We start from the raw sequence: 18,468 nt of genomic DNA on the forward strand, positions 1-18,468 counted from the left end.
CCCCGCAGGCATGTGCGCGGTGACGAGTGTGCGATCAGTGGGGGGTGGGGGCGTCATGGCCTTCTGGGACAACCTGTTTCCGGGGCGAGCGGCGCAGTTCGACATGGGCGGCGCCGCGTCGAACACGATCGACCTGACGAAGAGGCGCCCGTCGGTCTCGCTGACCAAGCAGGGCGCGGCGACCGGCAACCTCCGGGTCAACCTCTCCTGGCGGATGCGGACCTCGGACCTCGAAGGGCGCTCGCGCCAGAGCGGGCGGCTGCTCCGCAACCCCTCCCAGCTCTTCAAGCCCGAGGTCGTCCAGGCGCACACCCAGGGAATGGTCAACGTCGACCTGGACCTGGGCTGCCTCTACGAGCTCACCGACGGCAGCAAGGGCGTGGTGCAGCCGCTCGGCGGCTTCTTCGGCGACCTGAACGGCGCTCCGTACGTGAAGCTCAGCGGCGACGACCGCTTCGGCGGCTCCTCCGGGGAGACGATCTTCGTCAACCTGGACCAGCGGGACGAGATCAAGCGCCTGCTGTTCTTCGTGTACATCTACGACCAGACGCCGGCCTTCGACCGTACGCACGCCAAGATCACGCTCTATCCGAGCAACGGCCCCCGGATCGAGATCGACCTCGACGAGCGCGCCCCGCAGGCCCGCTCCTGCGCGGTCTTCTCCGTGGACAACGTCAAGGGCGACCTGACGGTCCGCCGCGAGGTGCGGTTCGTCTACGGCTTCCAGGCCGAACTGGACCGGCTGTACGGCTGGGGACTCCAGTGGGGGCGCGGCTACAAGACCAAGGCGTGACCGGTGCTCCCCACGGCCTCAGGGAACCCCGGGGCTTCAGGGATCCCCGGGGCCTTAGGCATCCCCGGGGCCTCAGGGATCCCCCGGGTCTCAGGGCCTGACGAACTGGGGGCCCATGGGCGGCATCCGGAACTCCGGAGCCGCGTGCGGGTCCGTCCGGTGGACGGGCTGCGGGTAGCCGTAGGCGGGAGCCGGGTTCGGGGCCGGGGCGTTCACCGGCTGCTGCGGGTAGCCGTAGGCGGGCGCCCGGTCCGGTACGGGCGGCACCGTCGGCTGCGGCGGTACGGGGGCGTGGATCACGGTCGCGTCGAGGTCTGGCGCCCCGGCGACGGGGAAAACCGGGGCAGGGGCGGCGGTCGTGCCCTCCTGGGCCTCGGGGAGGTCCTGGACGCCTTGAGCGGCCTCCTGGGCGGCTTCCTGGGCCGCCTCCTGAGCGTCCTCGTCGACCGAGATGCCGAAGTCCGTGGCGAGACCGACGAGGCCCGTCGGATAGCCCTGCCCCACCGCGCGGAACTTCCAGGCGTCCCCGCGCCGGTACAGCTCGCCGCAGATGACCGCCGTCTCCTCGCCGGTCTCCGCCGTCACGTCGAACAGCGCCAGCGGCTCGCGGTCCGGTCCGGCCGTCGCGTCGTACAGCAGGATCCGCAGGTCGGAGACGGACCGGAAGGTGCCGCCGTCGGAGGAGGCCGCGACGACCACCCGGTCGACCGAGGCCGCCAGGCTGCCCAGATCGGCCTCCACGGTGTCCGTCAGCCCCTGGGCCACCCGCTTCTTCGGCAGCCGCCGCACGCACCCCGAGGGGTGGCGCGGCTGGTTGTAGAACACGAAGTCCTCGTCGGACCGCACGCGCCCGTCGGCGCCCAGGAGCAGGGCAGAGGCATCCACGTCGGGGACCCCGGGGCCCGGGGTCCAGCAGAGCACGGCCCGTACGGCCGCGGTGTCGAGAGGGACGTTGGAGCCCTTCAGCATCGCGTGCGTCATGACCGCAATCCTGCCCTCCCGCCCGACCCGCGGACAACGCGGGGGCGCCACCGATACCGGGACGGTATGACGGATGCTGACGAGTTACCTGAATTTCATGCACGAAGGGAACTACGGACACCCGCACCTACGTACTATTACCGGCCACATGTCGTCAGGGCCCAGAGAGGCAGACGGGGGACTTACATGCGTCATTTCGGGCACATCCCGTCCGCAACGCGGACCGGGTTGTTCCACAGCGAGCCGGCCGAGTTCACGGCCGACTCGCCCGCGCGCACGCTCGCCGTGGCCCTGGGTGCCACGCTCTACAGCCCGGCCACCCGGCCGCGGCTGGCCGACGACATCCGCAAACAGGCGGCGCGCGGAGTGGTCTCCATGGTGCTCTGCCTGGAGGACTCCATCAGCGACGCCGACGTCGCGGAGGGCGAGACCAACCTCGTCCGGCAGTTCGCCGACCTCGCCGCCGGGACCGTGACGGACGCCGACACCGCCACGGACGTGCCCCTGCTCTTCATCCGGGTCCGCGATCCGCGCCAGATCACCGACCTCGTCGCCCGGCTCGGCGAGACGGTCCGGCTGCTGTCCGGATTCGTACTGCCCAAATTCACCGAGACCCGCGGCCACGCCTTCCTCGAAGCGCTCACCCAGGCCGAGCGGACGAGCGGCAGGCGCCTCTTCGCCATGCCCGTCCTGGAGTCGCCCGAGCTCCTCCACCTGGAGACGCGGGCCGAGACCCTCGCGGGCATCGCCTCGATCACCGACAAGTACCGCGACCGCGTCCTCGCCCTGCGCCTCGGCGTCACCGACTTCTGCTCGGCCTACGGCCTGCGCCGCTCGCCCGACATGACCGCCTACGACGTCAAGATCGTCGCCCACGTCATCGCCGACGTCGTCAACGTCCTCGGCCGCTCCGACGGCACCGGCTTCACCGTCACCGGACCCGTCTGGGAGTACTTCCGGCCCGGCGAGCGCATGTTCAAGCCGCAGCTGCGCCGCAGCCCCTTCCTGGAGGGCCGGGCCGAGGACCTGCGCACCGCCCTCATCGAGCACGACCTCGACGGACTGCTGCGCGAGATCGAGCTCGACCGCGCGAACGGCCTGCTCGGCAAGACCTGCATCCACCCCACCCATGTGGTGCCGGTGCACGCCCTCTCCGTGGTCAGCCACGAGGAGTGGAGCGACGCACAGGACATCCTGCGCCCCGAACAGGGCGGCGGCGGGGTGCTGCGCTCCGCGTATACGAACAAGATGAACGAAGTGAAGCCGCATCGCGCGTGGGCCGAACGCATCCTCCTGCGCGCCGAGGTCTTCGGCGTCGCGAAGGAAGACGTCGGCTTCGTGGATCTGCTCACCGCCGGACTTGCCGGCTGACGAAAGGACGTCGACGACGTGGTGTGGACCGGAACGTGGGTCGCGGAGCGACTGGGCGTCGAACTGATCGGCGGCGAGGAGCTACCGGCCCTGTTGGGCCTCGCACTGCGTCGTAACCCCAAGCGGGCGCACCTGCTCGTCTCCAGCGTGCTCGGCAAGCACGTGCCGCAGCGGCCCTCCGTCGTGTACGGCTCCGGCCTCGGCCTCGGCGTACGGGTCCGCGAGCTCCTGGGCGACGAGGAGGCGGCGCGCTCGGTCGTCCTCGGCTACGCGGAGACCGCCACCGCGCTGGGGCACGCCGTCGCCGACGGCCTCGGCCTCGCCCCGTACCTCCACTCCACCCGGCGGCCGGTGGCCGGGGTCGCGCCCGCGGGCGGCTTCGAGGAGTCCCACTCGCACGCGACCTCGCACCTCCTGCTGCCCGAGGACCCCAAGCTCCTCGCCGGCGGCGGGCCGCTGGTCCTCGTCGACGACGAGTTCTCCACCGGGAACACCGTCCTCAACACGATCCGGGACCTGCACGCCCGCTACCCGCGCGAGCGGTACGTCGTCGTGGCCCTCGTCGACATGCGCTCCAGCGCCGACCTCGGCCGCCTGGACGCCTTCGCGGAGGAGATCGGCGCCCGCGTCGACCTGATCGCCGCGGCCGCCGGGACCGTACGCCTCCCGGAAGGGGTCCTGGAGAAGGGCCGGGCACTGGTGGCGGAGCACGAGTCCGCGCCCGCGGAGACCGGGCGGGCGGCGCCGCCGGCCGTCGCCCGGACGACGCCCGACCCCGTACGGGTGACACTCGGCTGGCCCAAGGGACTGCCCGACGGCGGGCGCCACGGATTCACGCCCGAGCAGCGCGACCGCCTGGAAACGGCCCTGCCGGGCCTGGCCGCGTGCCTCGGGCGGGCCCTGGAGGCACGGGAGGCGCCCGCCGCCGGGAAGCACGCCGTCACCGACACGGTCCCCTGCCTGGCCCCCGCCGCCGCTGCCGTCGACGGCCCCCGCGTTCTCGTACTCGGCTTCGAGGAGCTGATGTACGCGCCGCTGCGCCTCGCCGGCGCCCTGGAGGACGCCGGGCACGACGTCCGCTACTCCACGACCACCCGCTCACCGGTCCTGGCCGTCGACGACCCCGGCTACGCGATACGCACCCGGCTCGTCTTCCCGGCCCACGACGACCCGGCCGACGGCCCCGGCGAGCGCTACGCCTACAACGTGGCGGGCGCGGGCTTCGACGCCGTCGTCCTCGTCGTCGACTCCGCCGCCGACACCCCGGAGCTGCGCGCCCCGGACGGCCTGCTGGCCCAGCTCGCCGCACACGTCCCGCACGTCGTGCTCGCGGTCGTCCCCTCGTACACGCCCACGGTCTCCGAAGCTCCCGAAAGGAGCTCCATGCTGCCCGAGCCCCTCCGCGGCCCCGCCTTCTCCTCGTACGCGCCCGAGGAGGTCGGCTGGCTGCTCCAGGACCTCTCGGACGTCGAGCTGGAGGCGCCCACCGAGGAACGCGAGGAAGCCATCCAGAGCGGCGGCGCGCACTACGCCGAATCGCTCCCCGTCGAGTACCAGCCCAGCGCCCGCTACCAGGACCTCTTCCACTCCGCCCTGGAGGGTTCCGCCGCCCGAATAGCCCGCGCGGTCGGCACCGTCACCGAGACCGTCCTCGCCGAGCACCCCGGCCGCACCCCCGTACTCGTCTCGCTCGCGCGGGCCGGCACCCCCGTCGGCGTCCTCATGCGCCGCTGGGCGCAGGCCCGCCACGGCCTCGACCTCCCGCACTACGCCGTCTCCATCGTGCGCGGCCGCGGCATCGACGCCAACGCGCTGCGCTGGCTCGCCGCCCACCACGACCCCGCAGACGTCGTGTTCGTCGACGGCTGGACCGGCAAGGGCGCCATCACCCGCGAACTCGCCCAGGCGGTCAAGGAGTTCGAGGCGAGCGCGGACGGCGTCCCCGGCTTCGATCCGGAGATCGCGGTGCTCGCCGATCCCGGCTCCTGCGTCCGCACGTACGGCACCCGCGAGGACTTCCTCATCCCCTCCGCCTGCCTCAACTCCACGGTCTCCGGCCTGATATCCCGCACCGTGCTCCGCTCCGACCTCGTCGGCCCGAACGACTTCCACGGCGCCAAGTTCTACCGCGAACTGGCCGGCGCCGATGTCTCCGGCACCTTCCTCGACGCCGTCGCCGCCCGCTTCGACGAGGTCGCCGAGACCGTCGACGTGGACGTCAAGGAACTGCTCGCCGCCGACCGCACCCCCACCTGGGAGGGCTGGGCCGCCGTCGAACGGATCAGCGAGGAGTACGGCATCCACGACGTCAACCTGGTCAAGCCCGGCGTCGGCGAGACCACCCGCGTCCTGCTGCGCCGCGTCCCCTGGAAGATCCTCGCCAAGCGGGGCGCCGGGGCGGACCTGGCGCACGTCCGGCTGCTCGCCGAGCAGCGCGGTGTGCCGGTCGAGGAGGTCGACGAACTTCCGTACACCTGCGTGGGTCTGATCCACCCTCAGTACACGAGGGGCGCGACGGGCGCCGACGGCAAGACGGTGGTGTCCCAGTGAGTACGCCACTGAACTCGACTCCGAGGATGACTCCGATCACGACTCCGAGCACGACGCTGAGCGCGACTCCGAGCACGACGCTGAGTGCGACTCCGAGCACGACGCTGGTCGCGAGCGACCTCGACCGCACCCTCATCTACTCGAGCGCGGCGCTCGCCCTCGGCATGCCCGACGCCCAGGCGCCCCGGCTGCTCTGCGTCGAGGTCCACGAGTCGAAGCCGCTCTCCTACATGACCGAGGACGCGGCGGACCTCCTCACGCGGCTGACCGGCGAGACCGTCTTCGTCCCGACCACGACCCGGACGCGCAAGCAGTACCAGCGCATCCAACTCCCGGGAGCCACACCGAAGTACGCGATCTGCGCGAACGGCGGGCACATCCTCGTCGACGGCGTGTCCGACCGCGACTGGCACACGACGGTGGTGAACCGGCTGGCCGAGGAATGCGCACCGCTCTCCGAGATCCGCGCCTACCTCACCGCCACCACGGACCTGTCGTGGGTCCGCAAGCACCGGGTGGCCGAGGACCTCTTCGCCTACCTCGTCGTCGAGCGCGAGCGGCTCCCCGAGGAGTGGCTGGGGCGCTTCGGCGCGTGGGCGGGGGAGCGCGGCTGGACCGTCTCGCTCCAGGGCCGCAAGGTGTACGCGGTGCCGAAGCCGCTCACCAAGAGCGCGGCCGTCCGCGAGGTCGCCCGCCGCATCGGCGCCACGCTGACCCTGGCGGCGGGGGACTCGCTCCTCGACGCCGACCTGTTGATGGCCGCGGACCGGGCATGGCGCCCCGGCCACGGCGAACTCGCCGAGAGCGAGTGGACCGCCCCCCACCTCGACGTCCTCGCGGAGCGCGGGGTCGCGGCGGGGGAGGAGATCCTGCGCCGCTTCAGGGCGGCGGCGGCCGGCTAGCCGCAGCAGCCCCCACCGCAGCAGCCACCGCCACCGCCGCCGCCCGCGCCCTGCGTGGGGGCGGCGGTGCTGCTGCTGCCGCCGACGGCGACGGCCGAGAGCAGCTTGACGGTGTCGTCGTGCCCGGCGGGGCAGGCGGCGGGGGCGGAGGACTCGGCCATGGGACGGCTGAGCTCGAAGGTGTCGCCGCAGGTGCGGCAGCGGAATTCGTAACGAGGCATGGGGACAGGCTAGCGGCGGCAGGTCGAGGACGGCAGTGCCCCGAAGCCCCACGGGCTCGGCGCGCGCCCGCCGGGCCCGGCGCAGCGACCGGCGGCGGGGCTCGGCGTCCGGCGGCGGGGCTCGGCGACCGAGACCGCGCGGGAGACTCAATGGCCGGCGGCGGCGGTGCCGCGGTCCTCCCGGATCTGCTCGACGACGCGGGCGGCGTCGGCGCGGACGGCCTCCAACTCGGTCAGGAAGTGCCAGTAGTCCGGGTGGCGGCCCTCCAGCGTGCCGACGGCCCGGTCGAGCCGGGCGACGGCCTGGTCGAGCGGGCGGGCGTGTCGCGGGTCGGGGGTGTTGCGCCCGGCCATCGCCAGCCGCTGGGCGTCCCGTACGGCGAACCGGGCGCGGTCGGTCTCCGCCTTCGGGTCCTTCGCGACGGCGTCCAGGCGGTGCAGCCGCTCCCTGGCCGCCGACACGGCCTCGTCGGTCGAGTCGAGGAGCGCGCGGACGGTGGAGAGCAGGGAGGTCGCGTCGGGCCAGCGCTGCTCCGCACGGGCCTTCGCGGCCTCGGCGAGCCGCTCCTCGGCCTGCCGGAGCGTGTCGGCGGCCTGCTCGGGCACGTGCTGGAGGTCCTGCCAGCAGGCGGCGGAGAACCGCCGCCGCAGCTCCGAGAGGACCGGCTCGACGCCCTCGGTACGGGTGGTCAGCGCTTCGGTACGGGTACGGAGGGAGACGAGCCGCCGGTCGATCTCGGCGGCGCGCTGCGGCAGCCGCTCGGCCTCGGCGCGCACGGCCTCGGCGTCCCGCAGGACGCGGTCGGCGCGCTGGAGGGTGTCGGCGACGCCGTGGCGTCCGGCGCCTTCGTTGAGCCGGGTCAGTTCGGGCCCGAGCTGGGCGAGCCGCAGGGCGAGGTCGTCGGCGCGCAGGCCCCCGTCGCGTACGGCGTCGAGTGCGCCGCTCGCGCCGCGCAGCGCCTGACGGGCCCGCTCGACGGCGGGGACGAGCCGGGCGAGCTGGGTCTCGGCGCGGTCGAGGAGCGGCGCGAGGCCCTGCTCGAACCGGTCGAGCTCGCCCTTCACCCGGTCCAGCTCGTCCTTGGCGGCGCTCAGTTCGGTACGGGCGCGCCCGGCGGTGGCGGCGTCGAGCTCGTCACGATCGAGGTCATGGGCGTCGACGGCGCTGATGTAGAGGTGGCTGACCTCGTCGATCCGGTGCCCGAGGGCCACAAAGCCCTCCACCGCGTGGCGCGCGTCGGGGGAACTGTCGGCGGCGGTAATGGTCTCGATGGAAATTCGCAACCCGCGCTGGGCGGTGTCGAGCTCGTAGAAGGCGGCTGCGGCGGCGTCCTTGGCGGCCTGGGCCTCGGCCCGCTGGCCCTCCCCGCGCCCGCCGAACCAGCGACGCGTACCGCCCCCGGCGAAGGCCTGCGGCAGCAGCGCCCCGACCAGCAGCGGCAGCGCGAGGGCCAGCCGGAAGGTGGACGGAATCCTGGGCGTCGCACTGCCCCCAGGGGGCGTCCTGCCGTCGCTCGCCGCCACGTACCTCTCCCCGTGCTGTGTTCGCCGTCTCCGGTCCGGTTCATTCTCCCACCCGGTAAGGACGAACACACGGGCCGGTCAGTTCGCCGTTCGTACGACGATGTCACCGTCGTCACTGCGCACGCTCACGGAGTGCTCGCTTCCGTCGCGGCGGGGCACGTCGACGCGAACGTCGCCGTCCTGGCTGGCGCCGGTGGCCTCGTACTCGGCCGTGGGCAGGATGACGTCGATGTCGCCGTCCTTGGTGACGACGTCGACGCGGCGGGGTACGGCCCCGAGGGCGATCCGGATGTCGCCGTCGTCGGACCGGGCGAGGACCTGGGGGGCGCTGGTGCCGCCCTCGACGGCGAGGTCGCCGTCCTTGGTGCCGAGGTCGAGGGCCCCGGTGCTCGCGGACACCCGTACGTCCCCGTCGTCGGACCGCACCTTCAACGGCGTGGCGAAGCCCTCCGCCGTGACGTCCCCGTCCTTGTTCTCGACGGTGACGGCGACATCGCGCGGCACCTGGACGCGGTGCACGGCCTCGCAGTGGGAGGCGACGGCGTCGCAGTCCACGCGCAGCGTGAGCCGCCCGCCCTCCAGTTTCCAGCTCGCGTCGGGCCCCGACCCCATGACCACCCACCCGTCGACCTGCCGCTCGACGAGGACGTCGTCGACGTCGGCGGGCGTGATGACGAGCTCGGAGTCGTCGGAGTCGATGGTGAGCGCGCCCCCGTCGAACGCGAACGTCCTCTTCTCGACCGGCGCCTCACCGGCATCGGCGGTCCCACAGGCACTGAGCGCGAACAGAGCGACGAGGACCCCGCCGGCGGCGAGGAACGGGTGGCGTGTGTCCATGGCGATGTCGATCCCCCAGTAGAAAACGTCGGTACGCCGACGGTACGAGCCCGCCACCCCCCGTCACGATCCGGCGACCCACCGTCCGAAGGGTGGGGCTACCCCCCGCCCGCCGACAACGGATTCGGCCACGCCCCGTCGGCCATGTAGGCTGTTGCCTCTTCCACGGGTGCGTAGCTCAGGGGTAGAGCGCTGCTCTTACAAAGCAGATGTCGGCGGTTCGAAACCGTCCGCGCCCACCAGGGAAAAGGCCCCGGACCGATCATGGTCCGGGGCCTTTTGCGGTGTGTGTACGTTGCCGGACTGATCGAGATTCCTGGTGTGGGGGCGCCACGGCTCGTACCTCTCTACGCGCACCGCTTCCTGCTGGCCGGGCGCGACGCCTTTGGGCATCCGGTCATGTCCGTGTGGGGACTCGACATCATCTGCTACAGCCATGACCTGGCCGACTACATCGATCACGATTTCGGCGAGCGGCATGAGGATGCCCCTTGGAACCCGCAGGCAACGGTGCCGTTCTGGAAGGCCTCAAGGTTCGGGGTCAGGCCGGGAAGGGTGGAAAGTTGACGTGGGCCTGACCGGGCGGGTGTACTCCGGGCATGGCTGAGGTGGGGGACGCGCCCGAATCCGTGGTGCAGAGCGGTGAGATGACGGCGCAGCGGTACATCGAGACCCGGCTCGCGCAGTACCAGGAGTGGTACGACCTGAAGGCGACCCGGATGAAGGCGATGCATCTGCGGATGCGGACCGTGTCCGTCGTCGGTGGGGCGCTCGTGCCGGTGTTCGTGAACGTGGACCTCGCGTTCGCGCGGGTCACCGCCACGGTGCTGAGCGTCGTGGTCGTCGCCGCCGTGTCGCTGGAGAGCGTGTACCGGTACCGGGAGCAGTGGAAGAACTACCGGTCGACCGAGCAGCTGCTCGGGCACGAGCGGGTCTACTTCGAGACCAAGGTGGGGCCCTACCACGGTCTTTCGAGGCGGGAGGCGTTCTCCGCGCTCGTCGCCCGGGTCGAGCGGGCCATCGCCGGCGAGAATTCGGCGACGTTGAATGTGATGACCCTCGGTGGGCAGGTGAATGCCGATGTCGCGCAGCACGGGGTGCCCGCCGCTCGGCAGGAGTCCGAGACTTCCTGAGGCGGCCGTGGGCCCCGGGGTTGCCGGGGCCCACGGTTCGTCAGGTGCGGTGCGGGGTCAGCACCACTTGTAGTCGACCCGCGTCGAGTTGTACGAGCAGTTGTCGACCCACGTGCCGTTGCTCTTGCGCAGCGTCGCCGTGTCCTTGTCGTTGTTCCAGACGTACGCGCCGCGGTTCTGGTAGACGTTCGTCGACGTGTTCGTCCCGCGGCCCGTGCGGACCGTCACGATCTTGCCCTTGCCGAGCGTGTACGAGCCGAACGTGTACTTGTGGTTGGCGGCGTCCGTGACCGTCCAGCCCCGCAGGTTCACCGCGGCGCCCGTCGTGTTGCGTATCTGCACGTACTCGCCGTTGAGGCTCGTGTTGGAGCGCAGGTCCGAGCCCGGGCTGTCGTAGTAGATCTTGTACAGGTGGACCGAACCGGCGGCCTGGGCCGGCGAAGGCAGCAGCAGAACGCCGGAGGCGGCGGCCGCGGTCACGGCCGCGAGCGTGCGTGCACGAAGCATGAATGTCCCTCAGTTTCTGCCGGGCACCCGCCGATGGGGCCCGGCGAGCACATAGGATACGCACGTCCTTCACCTCTTCCACACATGTTCCGTCTGGGTGGGGGACACCCCCTACGGTGGGGTCATGGAGCCTGATGCGCCGCTGCGAGTCACCGTCCTCGGGTCCGCCACCCCCTTCCCCCGGCCGGACAACCCCTGTTCCGGCCTTCTCGTCGAGGGCGGCGGCGTCCGCGTGTGGGTGGACGCCGGGACCGGCACCCTCGCGGAGCTCCAGCGGTACGTCACGCTCGGCGACGTCGACGCCGTCTGGATCTCGCATCTCCATGCCGATCACAGTGCCGATCTGCTGACTGCCTCCTACGGGTTGTTGTATGCCGGGCTCGGCGTTTCCGTGCCGGTGGCTCTGTTCGGGCCCGTCGGGATCGCCGACCGGCTCGCCGGGTTCCTGACGAACGGGCCCGAGCGCAGTCCCGTCGAGAAGGCCTTCGCCGTCGAGGAGTTGTACGACGGGCATGTCGTCCGCCTTGGCGGGCTGACCTTGCGGTCGCGGGGCGTCGAGCACGCCGGGCCCGACGCCTTCGCCCTGCGCGTCGAGGACGAGGGCGGGGGCTCTCTCGTCTACTCCGGCGACTGCGAGCCCTGTCCCTCGCTCGTCGAACTCGCCCGGGACTGCGATCTGTTCGTCTGCGAGGCCGATGGGGAAGGGCCCGGGCACCACTCCGCGGCACAGGCCGGGCGCAGCGCCGCCGCAGCCGGTGCCGGGCGGCTCGTCGTGACCCATGTGGGGTCCGGCGTCGAGCCCGCCGAGGCCGTCGCACTCGCCGCCGCCGAGTTCCCCGGCGACGTCGCCCACGCCGACCCCGGCGCACGGTTCGACGTCACGCGTCGAAGTCGTACTCCAGGACGTACGACGACGAGTCGAGCGTCATCTCGTTGAGCTCCACCGCGACCCCCTGCCCCGTGAACGCCGTGCGCCCGATCAGGACCACCGGAGTGCCGAACTCCAGGGCCAGCCGGTCCGACTCGTCCGCCGTCGGCATCCGGCAGCGGATCTCCTCGCGGAAGCGCACCGGCCGGTGCCCCAGCTCGGCCAGCCGGGCGTAGGTGCCGCCCGGACCCGTGTCCGGCTCCGTGATCGCCGTCCCGCGCACCAGCTCCGCCGAGAGGTACGAGACCGACAGCAGGACCGGCTTGGCGTCCAGGACGAAGCGGCGGCTGCGGACGCAGACCGGTGCGCCCGGTGCGAGGTTCAGCGCCTCCGCGACCCTGCCTCCGGCCGCCGTCTCCGCAACCTCGATGCCGTCGACCACCAGGGTCCGGTCCTCCACGTCCGCCGACCAGACCGAGCGGCCGCTGCCCCAGTGGTCCCCGGCGAGGCGCGGGATGCCCCGGCGGCGCAGCGGGCGGAAGACCCGGACGAAGACCCCGGCGCCCTTGCGGGCCTCGGCCAGTCCTTCGTTGCGCAGGACGGAGAGGGCCTGGCGCGCCGTCATCCGGGCCACCTCGTAGGTGGACATGAGGTCGTTCTCGCCGGGGAGGCGGTCGCCCGGCGCGAAGGCGCCTGACTGGATCGCCGTTCTCAACTCGTCGGCGATGCGCTGGTACTTGGGTCGACGAGCGCTGTCCTGGTCAGTCACGGGTGGACCACTCCCTTCATCTGCGGGACACCCTAGGCGCACCCCCGGGCCAGGGTGCACACGTGTGCGCCGTCCCGCCGGGTCGATCCATCCATCGGGGGACATCTCTAGAGATACGTTGACAGGGCGGGGTGTCCCCGCTTCTCTGGTGGTCCCCAGGATTCAGGATTCGGTACGGACGGGACGGAGGGGATGCGTGCAGCCACTGCCCGAGGTCGGTGACCTCGTCCGCGACACCGCCACTGGGCGGGTCGGTTTCTATGTGGAGAGCGCCTCCGGGCGCTTCCTGATCCGGCCGGTCCACGGTGGCGCCGAGTGGGAGGCCGAGCCCGCCGACGTACAGCTCGCCACCCCCCTGCGCGAGCTGCGCGCCCGCGCCGCCGAGATCAACGCGCGCAGTCGGCGCGGCCTGGCCTGAGCGGGGTGCGGTGACCCTCCGTGGCCGTCGTGGCCGTGTTCCTCGGTCGCTTGGCGGAGTCGGCGGCGGTTGTCAGTGGGGCGCGCCACACTGGAGGCATGTGCCGCAGCATCAAGACGCTCCGACCGCCCGCGCTGCCCGAGGAGGCGACCGAGGAGGACTTCCACGCCGCCGCCTTGCAGTACGTCCGCAAGGTCTCCGGCTTCCGCGCTCCCGCCGCCCACAACCGCGAGGTCTTCGACCGCGCCGTGGACGAGATCACGGAGGCGACCGCGAGACTCCTCGCCGGCCTGGAGGTGCGCGGGGCGCACCCCGCCGTCACGAGACCGGCGCGGGAGCCGCAGCCGGACGCTGTATGAGGTACGCGGCGAGGCCGCCCGCCAGGAAGAGCGCGAGGGTCGACACCCCCGCGCTGAACCAGGTCGCGCCCAGCCACTGCCCGCCCAGCCAGCCGAGCCCCACGCTGTAGGAGGCCCAGGTCACGCCCGCGAGCGCCGACCACGGCAGGAAGTCCTTGATCCTCCGCTTGGCCGCGCCCGCGCCCAGGGAGACCACGGAGCGGCCCGCCGGGGCGAAGCGCGCGAGCACCACGAGCAGCCCGCCGCCCCGGGCCAGCGCGGTGCCGAGACGTTCCTGCGCCAGGGAGAGGCGCCGCGAGCGGGCGATCGCCCTGTCCAGCCTGGCGCCGCCCCGCCGGGCCAGGCGGTATGCCAGGAAGTCGCCGAGTACGGACGCGGTGGCCGCGCAGAGGAGCAGCGGGAGGAGCGACGGCACGTCGGGGGAGGCCGCGGTGGCCGTCGCCGCGGCCGTGGCGGCGGTGATCACGAGGAAGCCGCTCGGCAGCACGGGCAGGAAGACGTCGAGCAGGATCGACGCCGCCACCACCGGGTAGATCCACGGGCCGGCGGTCAACGACCGCAGCGAGCCGAGGCTGTCGAGCAGATTCACAGGGCCAGAGCCTACGCGGGGGTGGGGGACCCCCTGCCGGGCGGGTGCCGGGCGGGGGTGTGGTGGGGGTGAGGTGGGCGGGCGTCGCGGGTGCCGGGCGTGCGTGCGTGGGTGTGTGGGGCAGGAGTCGCGTACGGGAAAGGCCGGAAACCGTCCTGCGGTTTCCGGCCCTTGCGTTTAGCGGGGACTCAGGCCGCGATCGGCGCGCCCTGCTTCTCGTTCTCCTGGCCGGTCTTCGCGCCCGCGCCGGTCCTGGCGCCGAAGAGGCCGTCGAGGGCGAGTGCGCCCGGGCCCGTGAAGACGAGCAGGGCGAAGGCCCAGCAGAACAGGGCCGCGGTCTCGCCGCTGTTCTGGAGCGGGAAGAGGGCCTCCGGCTGGTGGACCTTGAAGTACGCGTACGCCATCGAGCCCGACGCGAGGAACGCGGCGCTCCGGGTGCCGACACCCGCCAGCACCAGCACGCCGCCGACGAGCTGGATCACGGCCGCGTACCAGCCCGGCCAGGTTCCGGCCGGGACGGTGCCGCCGCCCATCGCGCCGCCGAGGACGCCGAAGAGCGAGGCGGCGCCGTGGCAGGCGAAGAGCAGGCCGACGACGATCCGGAAGAGGCCGAGCGCGTAGGGCTGGGCCTGGTTCAGGCGGCTTGTGAGGTTGTTCGAGGTGGTGTTCATGGGGGGAACTCCTTCGGCCTGACCCCGTCCGTGGGGAGGACGGGGTGTGGGGGACGGAAACCGACGAGGCCGCAAGGTTAGGCACCCCTCACCAGTACTTGCAAGTTCAACATTCGGCCACCGGGGAGTGTGTGGCGAGGCTCACTCCCCGGGGCCGCTGTGGTGACGGTGGTTCAGGGGGTCCGTGGTCAGCAGCCGTTGAGGACGGACTGCAGGGCGCTCTTCTCGGCGGAGTCGATGCTGAGGTTCCAGTGGTACTTCACGTGCACCCACGCCCGGGCGTACGTGCAGCGGTAGGAGGTGCGCGAGGGCAGCCACTCCGCCGGGTCCAGGTCGCCCTTGGACTGGTTGACGTTGTCGGTGACGGCTATGAGCTGGGGCCGGGTCAGGTCGTTCGCGAAGGCCTGGCGCTGCGAGGTGGTCCACGCGTTCGCGCCCGAGCGCCATGCCTCGGACAGGGCGACGACGTGGTCGATGTCGAGGTCGGAGGCGACGGTCCAGCTGGCGCCGTCGTACTCGGAGAACCAGCTGCCGCTGACCGAGGCGCAGCTGGAGTCGGTGACGACGTTCACGCCGTCGCGCTTGAGGACCGTCTCGCGGGTGTTGCACGCCCCGGACTGGGTGATCCAGTGCGGGAAGAGATCCCGGCTGTAGCCCGAGGAGGAACCTTCCGCCTTGACCGTGAGGGCGGCCAGGTACGTGCGGGCGGTGGACGCGCTGACAGGGGTCGGCATCGCGGCCTGGGCGGCCGGTGCCGTGGCGAGGAGGCCGGTGACGGTGAGGGCGGCGGAGGTGGCGAGTACAGCGAGTCGACGCGCGTAGATCATGCCGACGGGCATGTGAACTCCCTTGAAGTGGGGGGACCTTGGCTGGGTGCGGTCCCCGCGGAGGTGCCGGGCGCTGGCCCGGTCATCGTGGCGGCGCGAGGTTTCCGTGGGGGGTGCGCCAGGTAACAGGGTGGCGACATGGGCACGTCACATCAAGGGGTGTGACATGGCTGATGGAGCGCCAGATTCCGCCCGGTGCCCCTCCCTTGCGCGAGAGCTCTACTGTGGCCGTGTGCTTCTGGACGTGAACGTCACCTTTGGGGCGGTACTCGCCGTCCTGCTCGCCCTCGCCGCCGGCGTCGTCGCCCTCGCGCACCTCGGCCGCGCCCGCGACACCCTGTTCGCCGGCGCGCGCGCCGCCGTCCAGCTGATCGCCGTCTCGCTCGTGATCGGGTGGGTGGTCCGCTCCGTACCGCTGCTGCTCTGCTTCCTGCTCCTCATGTACGCGGTGGCGGTACGGACGGCAGGGCGGCGGGTCGTGCCCGCGCCGGGGCGCGGCTGGTGGTGGGCGGGCGTGCCGATCGCCGCCGCCGTGGTGCCGGTGGTCCTCGCGCTCGTCGTCACCGGACTCGTACCGGTGAAGGGGATCACGCTCGTACCCGTGACCGGCATCCTCGTCGGCGGCGCGCTCACGGCCACCGTCCTCGCGGGGCGGCGCGCGCTCGACGAGCTGGAGACGCGGCGGGGCGAGGTGGAGGCGGGCCTGGCGATCGGGCTCGTCGAGCGCGAGGCGCGGCTCGAAGTGGCGCGGAAGGCGGCGGCGGACGCCCTGCTCCCCGGCATGGACCAGACGCGCACGGTGGGTCTCGTCACGCTGCCGGGGGCCTTCGTGGGCATGCTGCTCGGCGGCGCGTCACCGCTGCACGCGGGCGCCGTCCAGCTCTTCGTGCTCATCGCGCTGCTCGCCGTGCAGGCGGTGGCCGCCGCGACCACCCTGGAACTGGTCGCGCGCGGCCGGATCACCCGGCCTCGGGAGGCGGGTGCGGAGGGGATTCCCACGCCTCGGCGGTGAGTCCCCACGCCAGGGCGTGAGGGTGTCTCTGCGCCTGGGTGATGAGTTCCTGCGTCGGGGCGTGAGGGTGTCTCTGCGCCTGGGTGGTGAGTTCCTGCGCCTGGGCGGTGGGGGTGTTCCTGCGCCTGGGCGATGAGTTCCTGCGCCTGGGCGGTGGGGGTGCCCCTTCCCCTACGCCAGGGCCGTGAGGGTGATCGTGCCGTCCGTCGCCGTCTCGACCCGCAGGCGGGTGAGGTCCTCGACGTGGATGTCGGGGGCGAAGGCCGCCGCGCGCGGGCCCACGCCCACGATCCGCATGCCGGCCGCGCGGCCCGCCTGGATGCCGGCCTCGGAGTCCTCGAAGACGACACAGTCCGCCGGGGTGAATCCCAGCTCCGCCGCACCCTTGAGGAAGCCCTCGGGGTCCGGCTTGCTCGCGCCGACGCGCTCGGCGGTGACCCGGGTCTCCGGTATCGCCAGGCCGGCCGCGCCCATCCGCGCCTGGGCGAGGGCCTCGTCGGCCGAGGTCACCAGGGCGTACGGCAGCGCGGCGATCGCGGTCATGAAGGCGGGGGCGCCGGGGACGGGCACGACGCCGTCGAGGTCGGCGGTCTCCTCGGCGAGCATCAGCCGGTTGTCGGCGTGGTTCTCCTCCATCGGGCGGTCCGGGAGGAGGACGGCCATCGTCGCGTACCCCTGGCGGCCGTGGACCACCTTGAGGACGGCGTCCGCGTCGAGCGCCTGCCGCTCGGCCCAGCGGCGCCAGCAGCGCTCGACGACGGCGTCCGAGTTGACGAGGGTGCCGTCCATGTCGAGGAGGAGGGCGCGGGCGGTGAGCTGTGCCGGGGTGGTGGCAGGCATCGGGTCTCCAGAGAGGGGTGCGGAGAACGAAGCGGTCCCGCCCGCCGGTCAGGGAATACGGGCGGGGCCACTTTGTTTTTCCACGATACAAAACCGGGGGGCGTCTTGGCCAACCCGTTCGTGTTCCGGCCCGGAGATCCGGTCTCAGAAGTCGGGAGTGGCCTGTTCCAGGTGGCTGCGGGTGGACGGGCCGTACACGCCCTCCGGGTCCTCCCGGGGGTAGAGCCACTGCTGGTAGGTGGCCACCGCCTCCCGTACCTCGTCGTCGTACTTGCCGTGGAAGTTGCCGTCGTAGATCCACAGGACGGCCAGCCGCCGCTGGAGCTCGCGCACCTCGGGCCCTGTCGAGCCGAGGCTCAGCGTGACCGCCGCCTCCTCGGTCTCCGGCTCCTGTGAGGAGGGGGTCGCCGTCGGGGTCGTCGCCGTCGGTTCGGGCGGCGGCGCCGATGCCGAGGTGGCCGTCGGGGCCGCCGTGGTGGTGGCGGCCGGAGGTGCGGCCGAGCCGGTCGTGGCGCCGGCGGAAGCGGTGGCTCCGGAGGCGGAGGGGGTGGGTGTGACGGACGGGGAGGCGGAGGTGGTGGTCGGGCGTACGGACGGGGGTGACGAGCTCGGCTCCGGGGTCTCGGAGGAGGCGGACGGTGACGGGGCCTCCGAGACGGCGATGTTCAGGGACGCGCTGGTGGTGATCTCGAGCCCGCCCGCCCGGTCGTCGGTCTCGTCCCCGCCGCCGAGGACGGCCGCCGCGAGGGCGGCGGTGCCGACCACGGCGACGGCGGCCACCGCGGCGACGATCATGCCGCGCCGGCGCCCGCGTCCCGACTCGCGGACGTCCGTCGGGTCCGGGTCGGTGATGCGGCCGATGCCGTGCAGCAGCAGGGGCATCGTCTCGGAGGGGTCGCCTCCGAGGTCCGGGTCGAGGTTCGGGTAGCCGTACGGGTGGGGATCCGGGGCGCCGTGCGGGGCGAGATCCGGGGCGCCGTACGGGGCGAGGCCCGCGTCGGTGCCGGTGCCGGAGTGCCCGCCCGAGTGGGTGCCGGCGTACGCGCCGGGGTGCGGCGTCGTGGGGCCGTCCGGGCGGATCGCCGCCAGCTGGGCCGTCGGCGGATCCTCCGCCGCGTAGCTCCCGCCGGGCCCTCCAGGCCCCGCGGATCCCCCATGCCCCTCAGGTCCCGCGGACCCCCCGGGCATCCCAGGTCCCGCAGGCCCCCCATGCCCCGCCGGTTCCGTCGGCTCCGTCGCGTCCAGCGTCACGTACGGCCTGATCCTCAGCGGGTCGAAGTCCTCCGCCGCCGCTAT

The 18,468-nt window shown here is 72.7% G+C and carries 21 protein-coding genes and 1 tRNA gene; 11 read left to right on the plus strand and 11 right to left on the minus strand.

Annotated elements, in window-relative coordinates; all coding sequences use genetic code 11:
• The first annotated feature begins 55 nt into the window (after positions 1-55).
• On the plus strand, positions 56-793 hold the full coding sequence (locus ACIBG6_RS12440; RefSeq protein ID WP_399222534.1) for a Tellurium resistance: 738 nt from the start codon (positions 56-58) through the stop codon (positions 791-793).
• A gap of 90 nt (positions 794-883) precedes the next feature.
• Here the strand turns inward: ACIBG6_RS12440 and ACIBG6_RS12445 are convergent, their stop codons facing one another.
• A complete protein-coding gene (locus ACIBG6_RS12445) occupies positions 884-1,774 on the minus strand; it encodes a TerD family protein (RefSeq protein ID WP_399222535.1) in 891 nt (296 codons plus the stop codon).
• Positions 1,775-1,960: 186 nt separating this feature from the next.
• On the opposite strand from ACIBG6_RS12445, the gene ACIBG6_RS12450 reads away from it, so the two are divergent.
• The 3 genes from ACIBG6_RS12450 to ACIBG6_RS12460 are packed head-to-tail and all read left to right on the plus strand — an operon-like array spanning position 1,961 to position 6,597.
• Positions 1,961-3,145 (plus strand): HpcH/HpaI aldolase/citrate lyase family protein, encoded by a 1,185-nt coding sequence (locus ACIBG6_RS12450; RefSeq protein ID WP_399222536.1) that lies wholly within the window; start codon positions 1,961-1,963, stop codon positions 3,143-3,145.
• A gap of 18 nt (positions 3,146-3,163) precedes the next feature.
• A complete protein-coding gene (locus tag ACIBG6_RS12455; RefSeq protein ID WP_399222537.1) occupies positions 3,164-5,695 on the plus strand; it encodes a phosphoribosyltransferase in 2,532 nt (843 codons plus the stop codon).
• A 26-nt stretch (positions 5,696-5,721) separates the two neighbouring features.
• A complete protein-coding gene (locus ACIBG6_RS12460) occupies positions 5,722-6,597 on the plus strand; it encodes an HAD family hydrolase (RefSeq protein WP_399222538.1) in 876 nt (291 codons plus the stop codon).
• On the opposite strand, the gene ACIBG6_RS12465 is transcribed toward ACIBG6_RS12460, so the two are convergent.
• From ACIBG6_RS12465 to ACIBG6_RS12475, 3 genes are all read right to left on the minus strand, one after another.
• Positions 6,594-6,818 carry a zinc ribbon domain-containing protein gene (locus ACIBG6_RS12465; protein WP_399222539.1) on the minus strand — a complete coding sequence of 75 codons (225 nt, stop codon included), beginning with the start codon at positions 6,816-6,818 and terminating at the stop codon, positions 6,594-6,596. The two genes, ACIBG6_RS12460 and ACIBG6_RS12465, sit on opposite strands and share 4 nt — an antisense overlap.
• Before the next feature lie 147 nt (positions 6,819-6,965).
• Entirely contained in the window at positions 6,966-8,291 is a 1,326-nt protein-coding gene (locus ACIBG6_RS12470; RefSeq protein ID WP_399222697.1) for a hypothetical protein, read from the minus strand.
• A 129-nt stretch (positions 8,292-8,420) separates the two neighbouring features.
• Entirely contained in the window at positions 8,421-9,179 is a 759-nt protein-coding gene (locus ACIBG6_RS12475) for a DUF4097 family beta strand repeat-containing protein (protein ID WP_399222540.1), read from the minus strand.
• A gap of 167 nt (positions 9,180-9,346) precedes the next feature.
• On the opposite strand from ACIBG6_RS12475, the gene ACIBG6_RS12480 reads away from it, so the two are divergent.
• From ACIBG6_RS12480 to ACIBG6_RS12490, 3 genes are all read left to right on the plus strand, one after another.
• Positions 9,347-9,421: transfer RNA gene (locus ACIBG6_RS12480), tRNA-Val, on the plus strand.
• A 46-nt stretch (positions 9,422-9,467) separates the two neighbouring features.
• A complete protein-coding gene (locus ACIBG6_RS12485; RefSeq protein ID WP_399222541.1) occupies positions 9,468-9,746 on the plus strand; it encodes a hypothetical protein in 279 nt (92 codons plus the stop codon).
• 32 nt (positions 9,747-9,778) lie between these two features.
• Entirely contained in the window at positions 9,779-10,312 is a 534-nt protein-coding gene (locus tag ACIBG6_RS12490) for a DUF4231 domain-containing protein (protein WP_399222542.1), read from the plus strand.
• A 57-nt stretch (positions 10,313-10,369) separates the two neighbouring features.
• On the opposite strand, the gene ACIBG6_RS12495 is transcribed toward ACIBG6_RS12490, so the two are convergent.
• Positions 10,370-10,819, minus strand: a complete 450-nt coding sequence (locus ACIBG6_RS12495) for a lamin tail domain-containing protein (protein ID WP_399222543.1) — start codon at positions 10,817-10,819, stop codon at positions 10,370-10,372.
• A 124-nt stretch (positions 10,820-10,943) separates the two neighbouring features.
• Between ACIBG6_RS12495 and ACIBG6_RS12500 the strand changes: the two genes are divergently transcribed.
• Entirely contained in the window at positions 10,944-11,756 is an 813-nt protein-coding gene (locus tag ACIBG6_RS12500; RefSeq protein WP_399222544.1) for an MBL fold metallo-hydrolase, read from the plus strand.
• On the opposite strand, the gene ACIBG6_RS12505 is transcribed toward ACIBG6_RS12500, so the two are convergent.
• Positions 11,698-12,456: a GntR family transcriptional regulator gene (locus tag ACIBG6_RS12505; protein ID WP_399222545.1), complete on the minus strand. Its 759-nt coding sequence runs from the start codon at positions 12,454-12,456 to the stop codon at positions 11,698-11,700. The two genes, ACIBG6_RS12500 and ACIBG6_RS12505, sit on opposite strands and share 59 nt — an antisense overlap.
• Before the next feature lie 196 nt (positions 12,457-12,652).
• Here ACIBG6_RS12505 and ACIBG6_RS12510 point away from each other — a divergent pair, with 196 nt between their 5' ends.
• Positions 12,653-12,874 (plus strand): hypothetical protein, encoded by a 222-nt coding sequence (locus ACIBG6_RS12510; protein WP_399222546.1) that lies wholly within the window; start codon positions 12,653-12,655, stop codon positions 12,872-12,874.
• A gap of 98 nt (positions 12,875-12,972) precedes the next feature.
• Positions 12,973-13,233, plus strand: a complete 261-nt coding sequence (locus ACIBG6_RS12515; RefSeq protein WP_399222547.1) for a DUF2277 domain-containing protein — start codon at positions 12,973-12,975, stop codon at positions 13,231-13,233.
• Here the strand turns inward: ACIBG6_RS12515 and ACIBG6_RS12520 are convergent.
• The 3 genes from ACIBG6_RS12520 to ACIBG6_RS12530 all read right to left on the minus strand — a co-directional run bounded on the left by ACIBG6_RS12520 (position 13,193) and on the right by ACIBG6_RS12530 (position 15,332).
• On the minus strand, positions 13,193-13,822 hold the full coding sequence (locus tag ACIBG6_RS12520; RefSeq protein WP_399222548.1) for a DedA family protein: 630 nt from the start codon (positions 13,820-13,822) through the stop codon (positions 13,193-13,195). The two genes, ACIBG6_RS12515 and ACIBG6_RS12520, sit on opposite strands and share 41 nt — an antisense overlap.
• Before the next feature lie 188 nt (positions 13,823-14,010).
• Positions 14,011-14,493 (minus strand): DoxX family protein, encoded by a 483-nt coding sequence (locus tag ACIBG6_RS12525; RefSeq protein ID WP_399222549.1) that lies wholly within the window; start codon positions 14,491-14,493, stop codon positions 14,011-14,013.
• A gap of 188 nt (positions 14,494-14,681) precedes the next feature.
• Positions 14,682-15,332 (minus strand): HNH endonuclease family protein, encoded by a 651-nt coding sequence (locus ACIBG6_RS12530; protein ID WP_399222550.1) that lies wholly within the window; start codon positions 15,330-15,332, stop codon positions 14,682-14,684.
• Between the two features lie 220 nt (positions 15,333-15,552).
• Between ACIBG6_RS12530 and ACIBG6_RS12535 the strand changes: the two genes are divergently transcribed.
• Positions 15,553-16,332 (plus strand): ABC transporter permease, encoded by a 780-nt coding sequence (locus ACIBG6_RS12535; RefSeq protein WP_399222551.1) that lies wholly within the window; start codon positions 15,553-15,555, stop codon positions 16,330-16,332.
• Between the two features lie 171 nt (positions 16,333-16,503).
• Here the strand turns inward: ACIBG6_RS12535 and ACIBG6_RS12540 are convergent, their stop codons facing one another.
• Together ACIBG6_RS12540 and ACIBG6_RS12545 are read right to left on the minus strand one after the other, a co-directional pair.
• Positions 16,504-17,172 carry an HAD-IA family hydrolase gene (locus ACIBG6_RS12540; protein ID WP_399222552.1) on the minus strand — a complete coding sequence of 223 codons (669 nt, stop codon included), beginning with the start codon at positions 17,170-17,172 and terminating at the stop codon, positions 16,504-16,506.
• A 144-nt stretch (positions 17,173-17,316) separates the two neighbouring features.
• Positions 17,317-18,360, minus strand: coding sequence for a peptidoglycan-binding protein (locus ACIBG6_RS12545; protein ID WP_399222553.1), 1,044 nt, complete (start codon positions 18,358-18,360; stop codon positions 17,317-17,319).
• Between the last annotated feature and the right edge of the window lie 108 nt (positions 18,361-18,468).

This window comes from Streptomyces sp. NPDC050842 (assembly GCF_044456565.1).
Taxonomy (GTDB): Bacteria; Actinomycetota; Actinomycetes; order Streptomycetales; family Streptomycetaceae; genus Streptomyces.

What these genes read in the sequence shown, in the direction of transcription:
- ACIBG6_RS12460 (WP_399222538.1), top strand. Translation starts at nt 5,722, where the DNA reads ATGACTCCGATCACGACTCCGAGCACGACGCTGAGCGCGACTCCGAGC.
- ACIBG6_RS12475 (WP_399222540.1), bottom strand. Translation starts at nt 9,179, where the DNA reads ATGGACACACGCCACCCGTTCCTCGCCGCCGGCGGGGTCCTCGTCGCT.
- ACIBG6_RS12540 (WP_399222552.1), bottom strand. Translation starts at nt 17,172, where the DNA reads ATGCCTGCCACCACCCCGGCACAGCTCACCGCCCGCGCCCTCCTCCTC.
- ACIBG6_RS12465 (WP_399222539.1), bottom strand. Translation starts at nt 6,818, where the DNA reads ATGCCTCGTTACGAATTCCGCTGCCGCACCTGCGGCGACACCTTCGAG.
- ACIBG6_RS12515 (WP_399222547.1), top strand. Translation starts at nt 12,973, where the DNA reads ATGTGCCGCAGCATCAAGACGCTCCGACCGCCCGCGCTGCCCGAGGAG.
- ACIBG6_RS12440 (WP_399222534.1), top strand. Translation starts at nt 56, where the DNA reads ATGGCCTTCTGGGACAACCTGTTTCCGGGGCGAGCGGCGCAGTTCGAC.
- ACIBG6_RS12490 (WP_399222542.1), top strand. Translation starts at nt 9,779, where the DNA reads ATGGCTGAGGTGGGGGACGCGCCCGAATCCGTGGTGCAGAGCGGTGAG.
- ACIBG6_RS12530 (WP_399222550.1), bottom strand. Translation starts at nt 15,332, where the DNA reads ATGCCCGTCGGCATGATCTACGCGCGTCGACTCGCTGTACTCGCCACC.
- ACIBG6_RS12495 (WP_399222543.1), bottom strand. Translation starts at nt 10,819, where the DNA reads ATGCTTCGTGCACGCACGCTCGCGGCCGTGACCGCGGCCGCCGCCTCC.
- ACIBG6_RS12525 (WP_399222549.1), bottom strand. Translation starts at nt 14,493, where the DNA reads ATGAACACCACCTCGAACAACCTCACAAGCCGCCTGAACCAGGCCCAG.
- ACIBG6_RS12445 (WP_399222535.1), bottom strand. Translation starts at nt 1,774, where the DNA reads ATGACGCACGCGATGCTGAAGGGCTCCAACGTCCCTCTCGACACCGCG.
- ACIBG6_RS12450 (WP_399222536.1), top strand. Translation starts at nt 1,961, where the DNA reads ATGCGTCATTTCGGGCACATCCCGTCCGCAACGCGGACCGGGTTGTTC.
- ACIBG6_RS12500 (WP_399222544.1), top strand. Translation starts at nt 10,944, where the DNA reads ATGGAGCCTGATGCGCCGCTGCGAGTCACCGTCCTCGGGTCCGCCACC.
- ACIBG6_RS12545 (WP_399222553.1), bottom strand. Translation starts at nt 18,360, where the DNA reads ATGCCCGGGGGGTCCGCGGGACCTGAGGGGCATGGGGGATCCGCGGGG.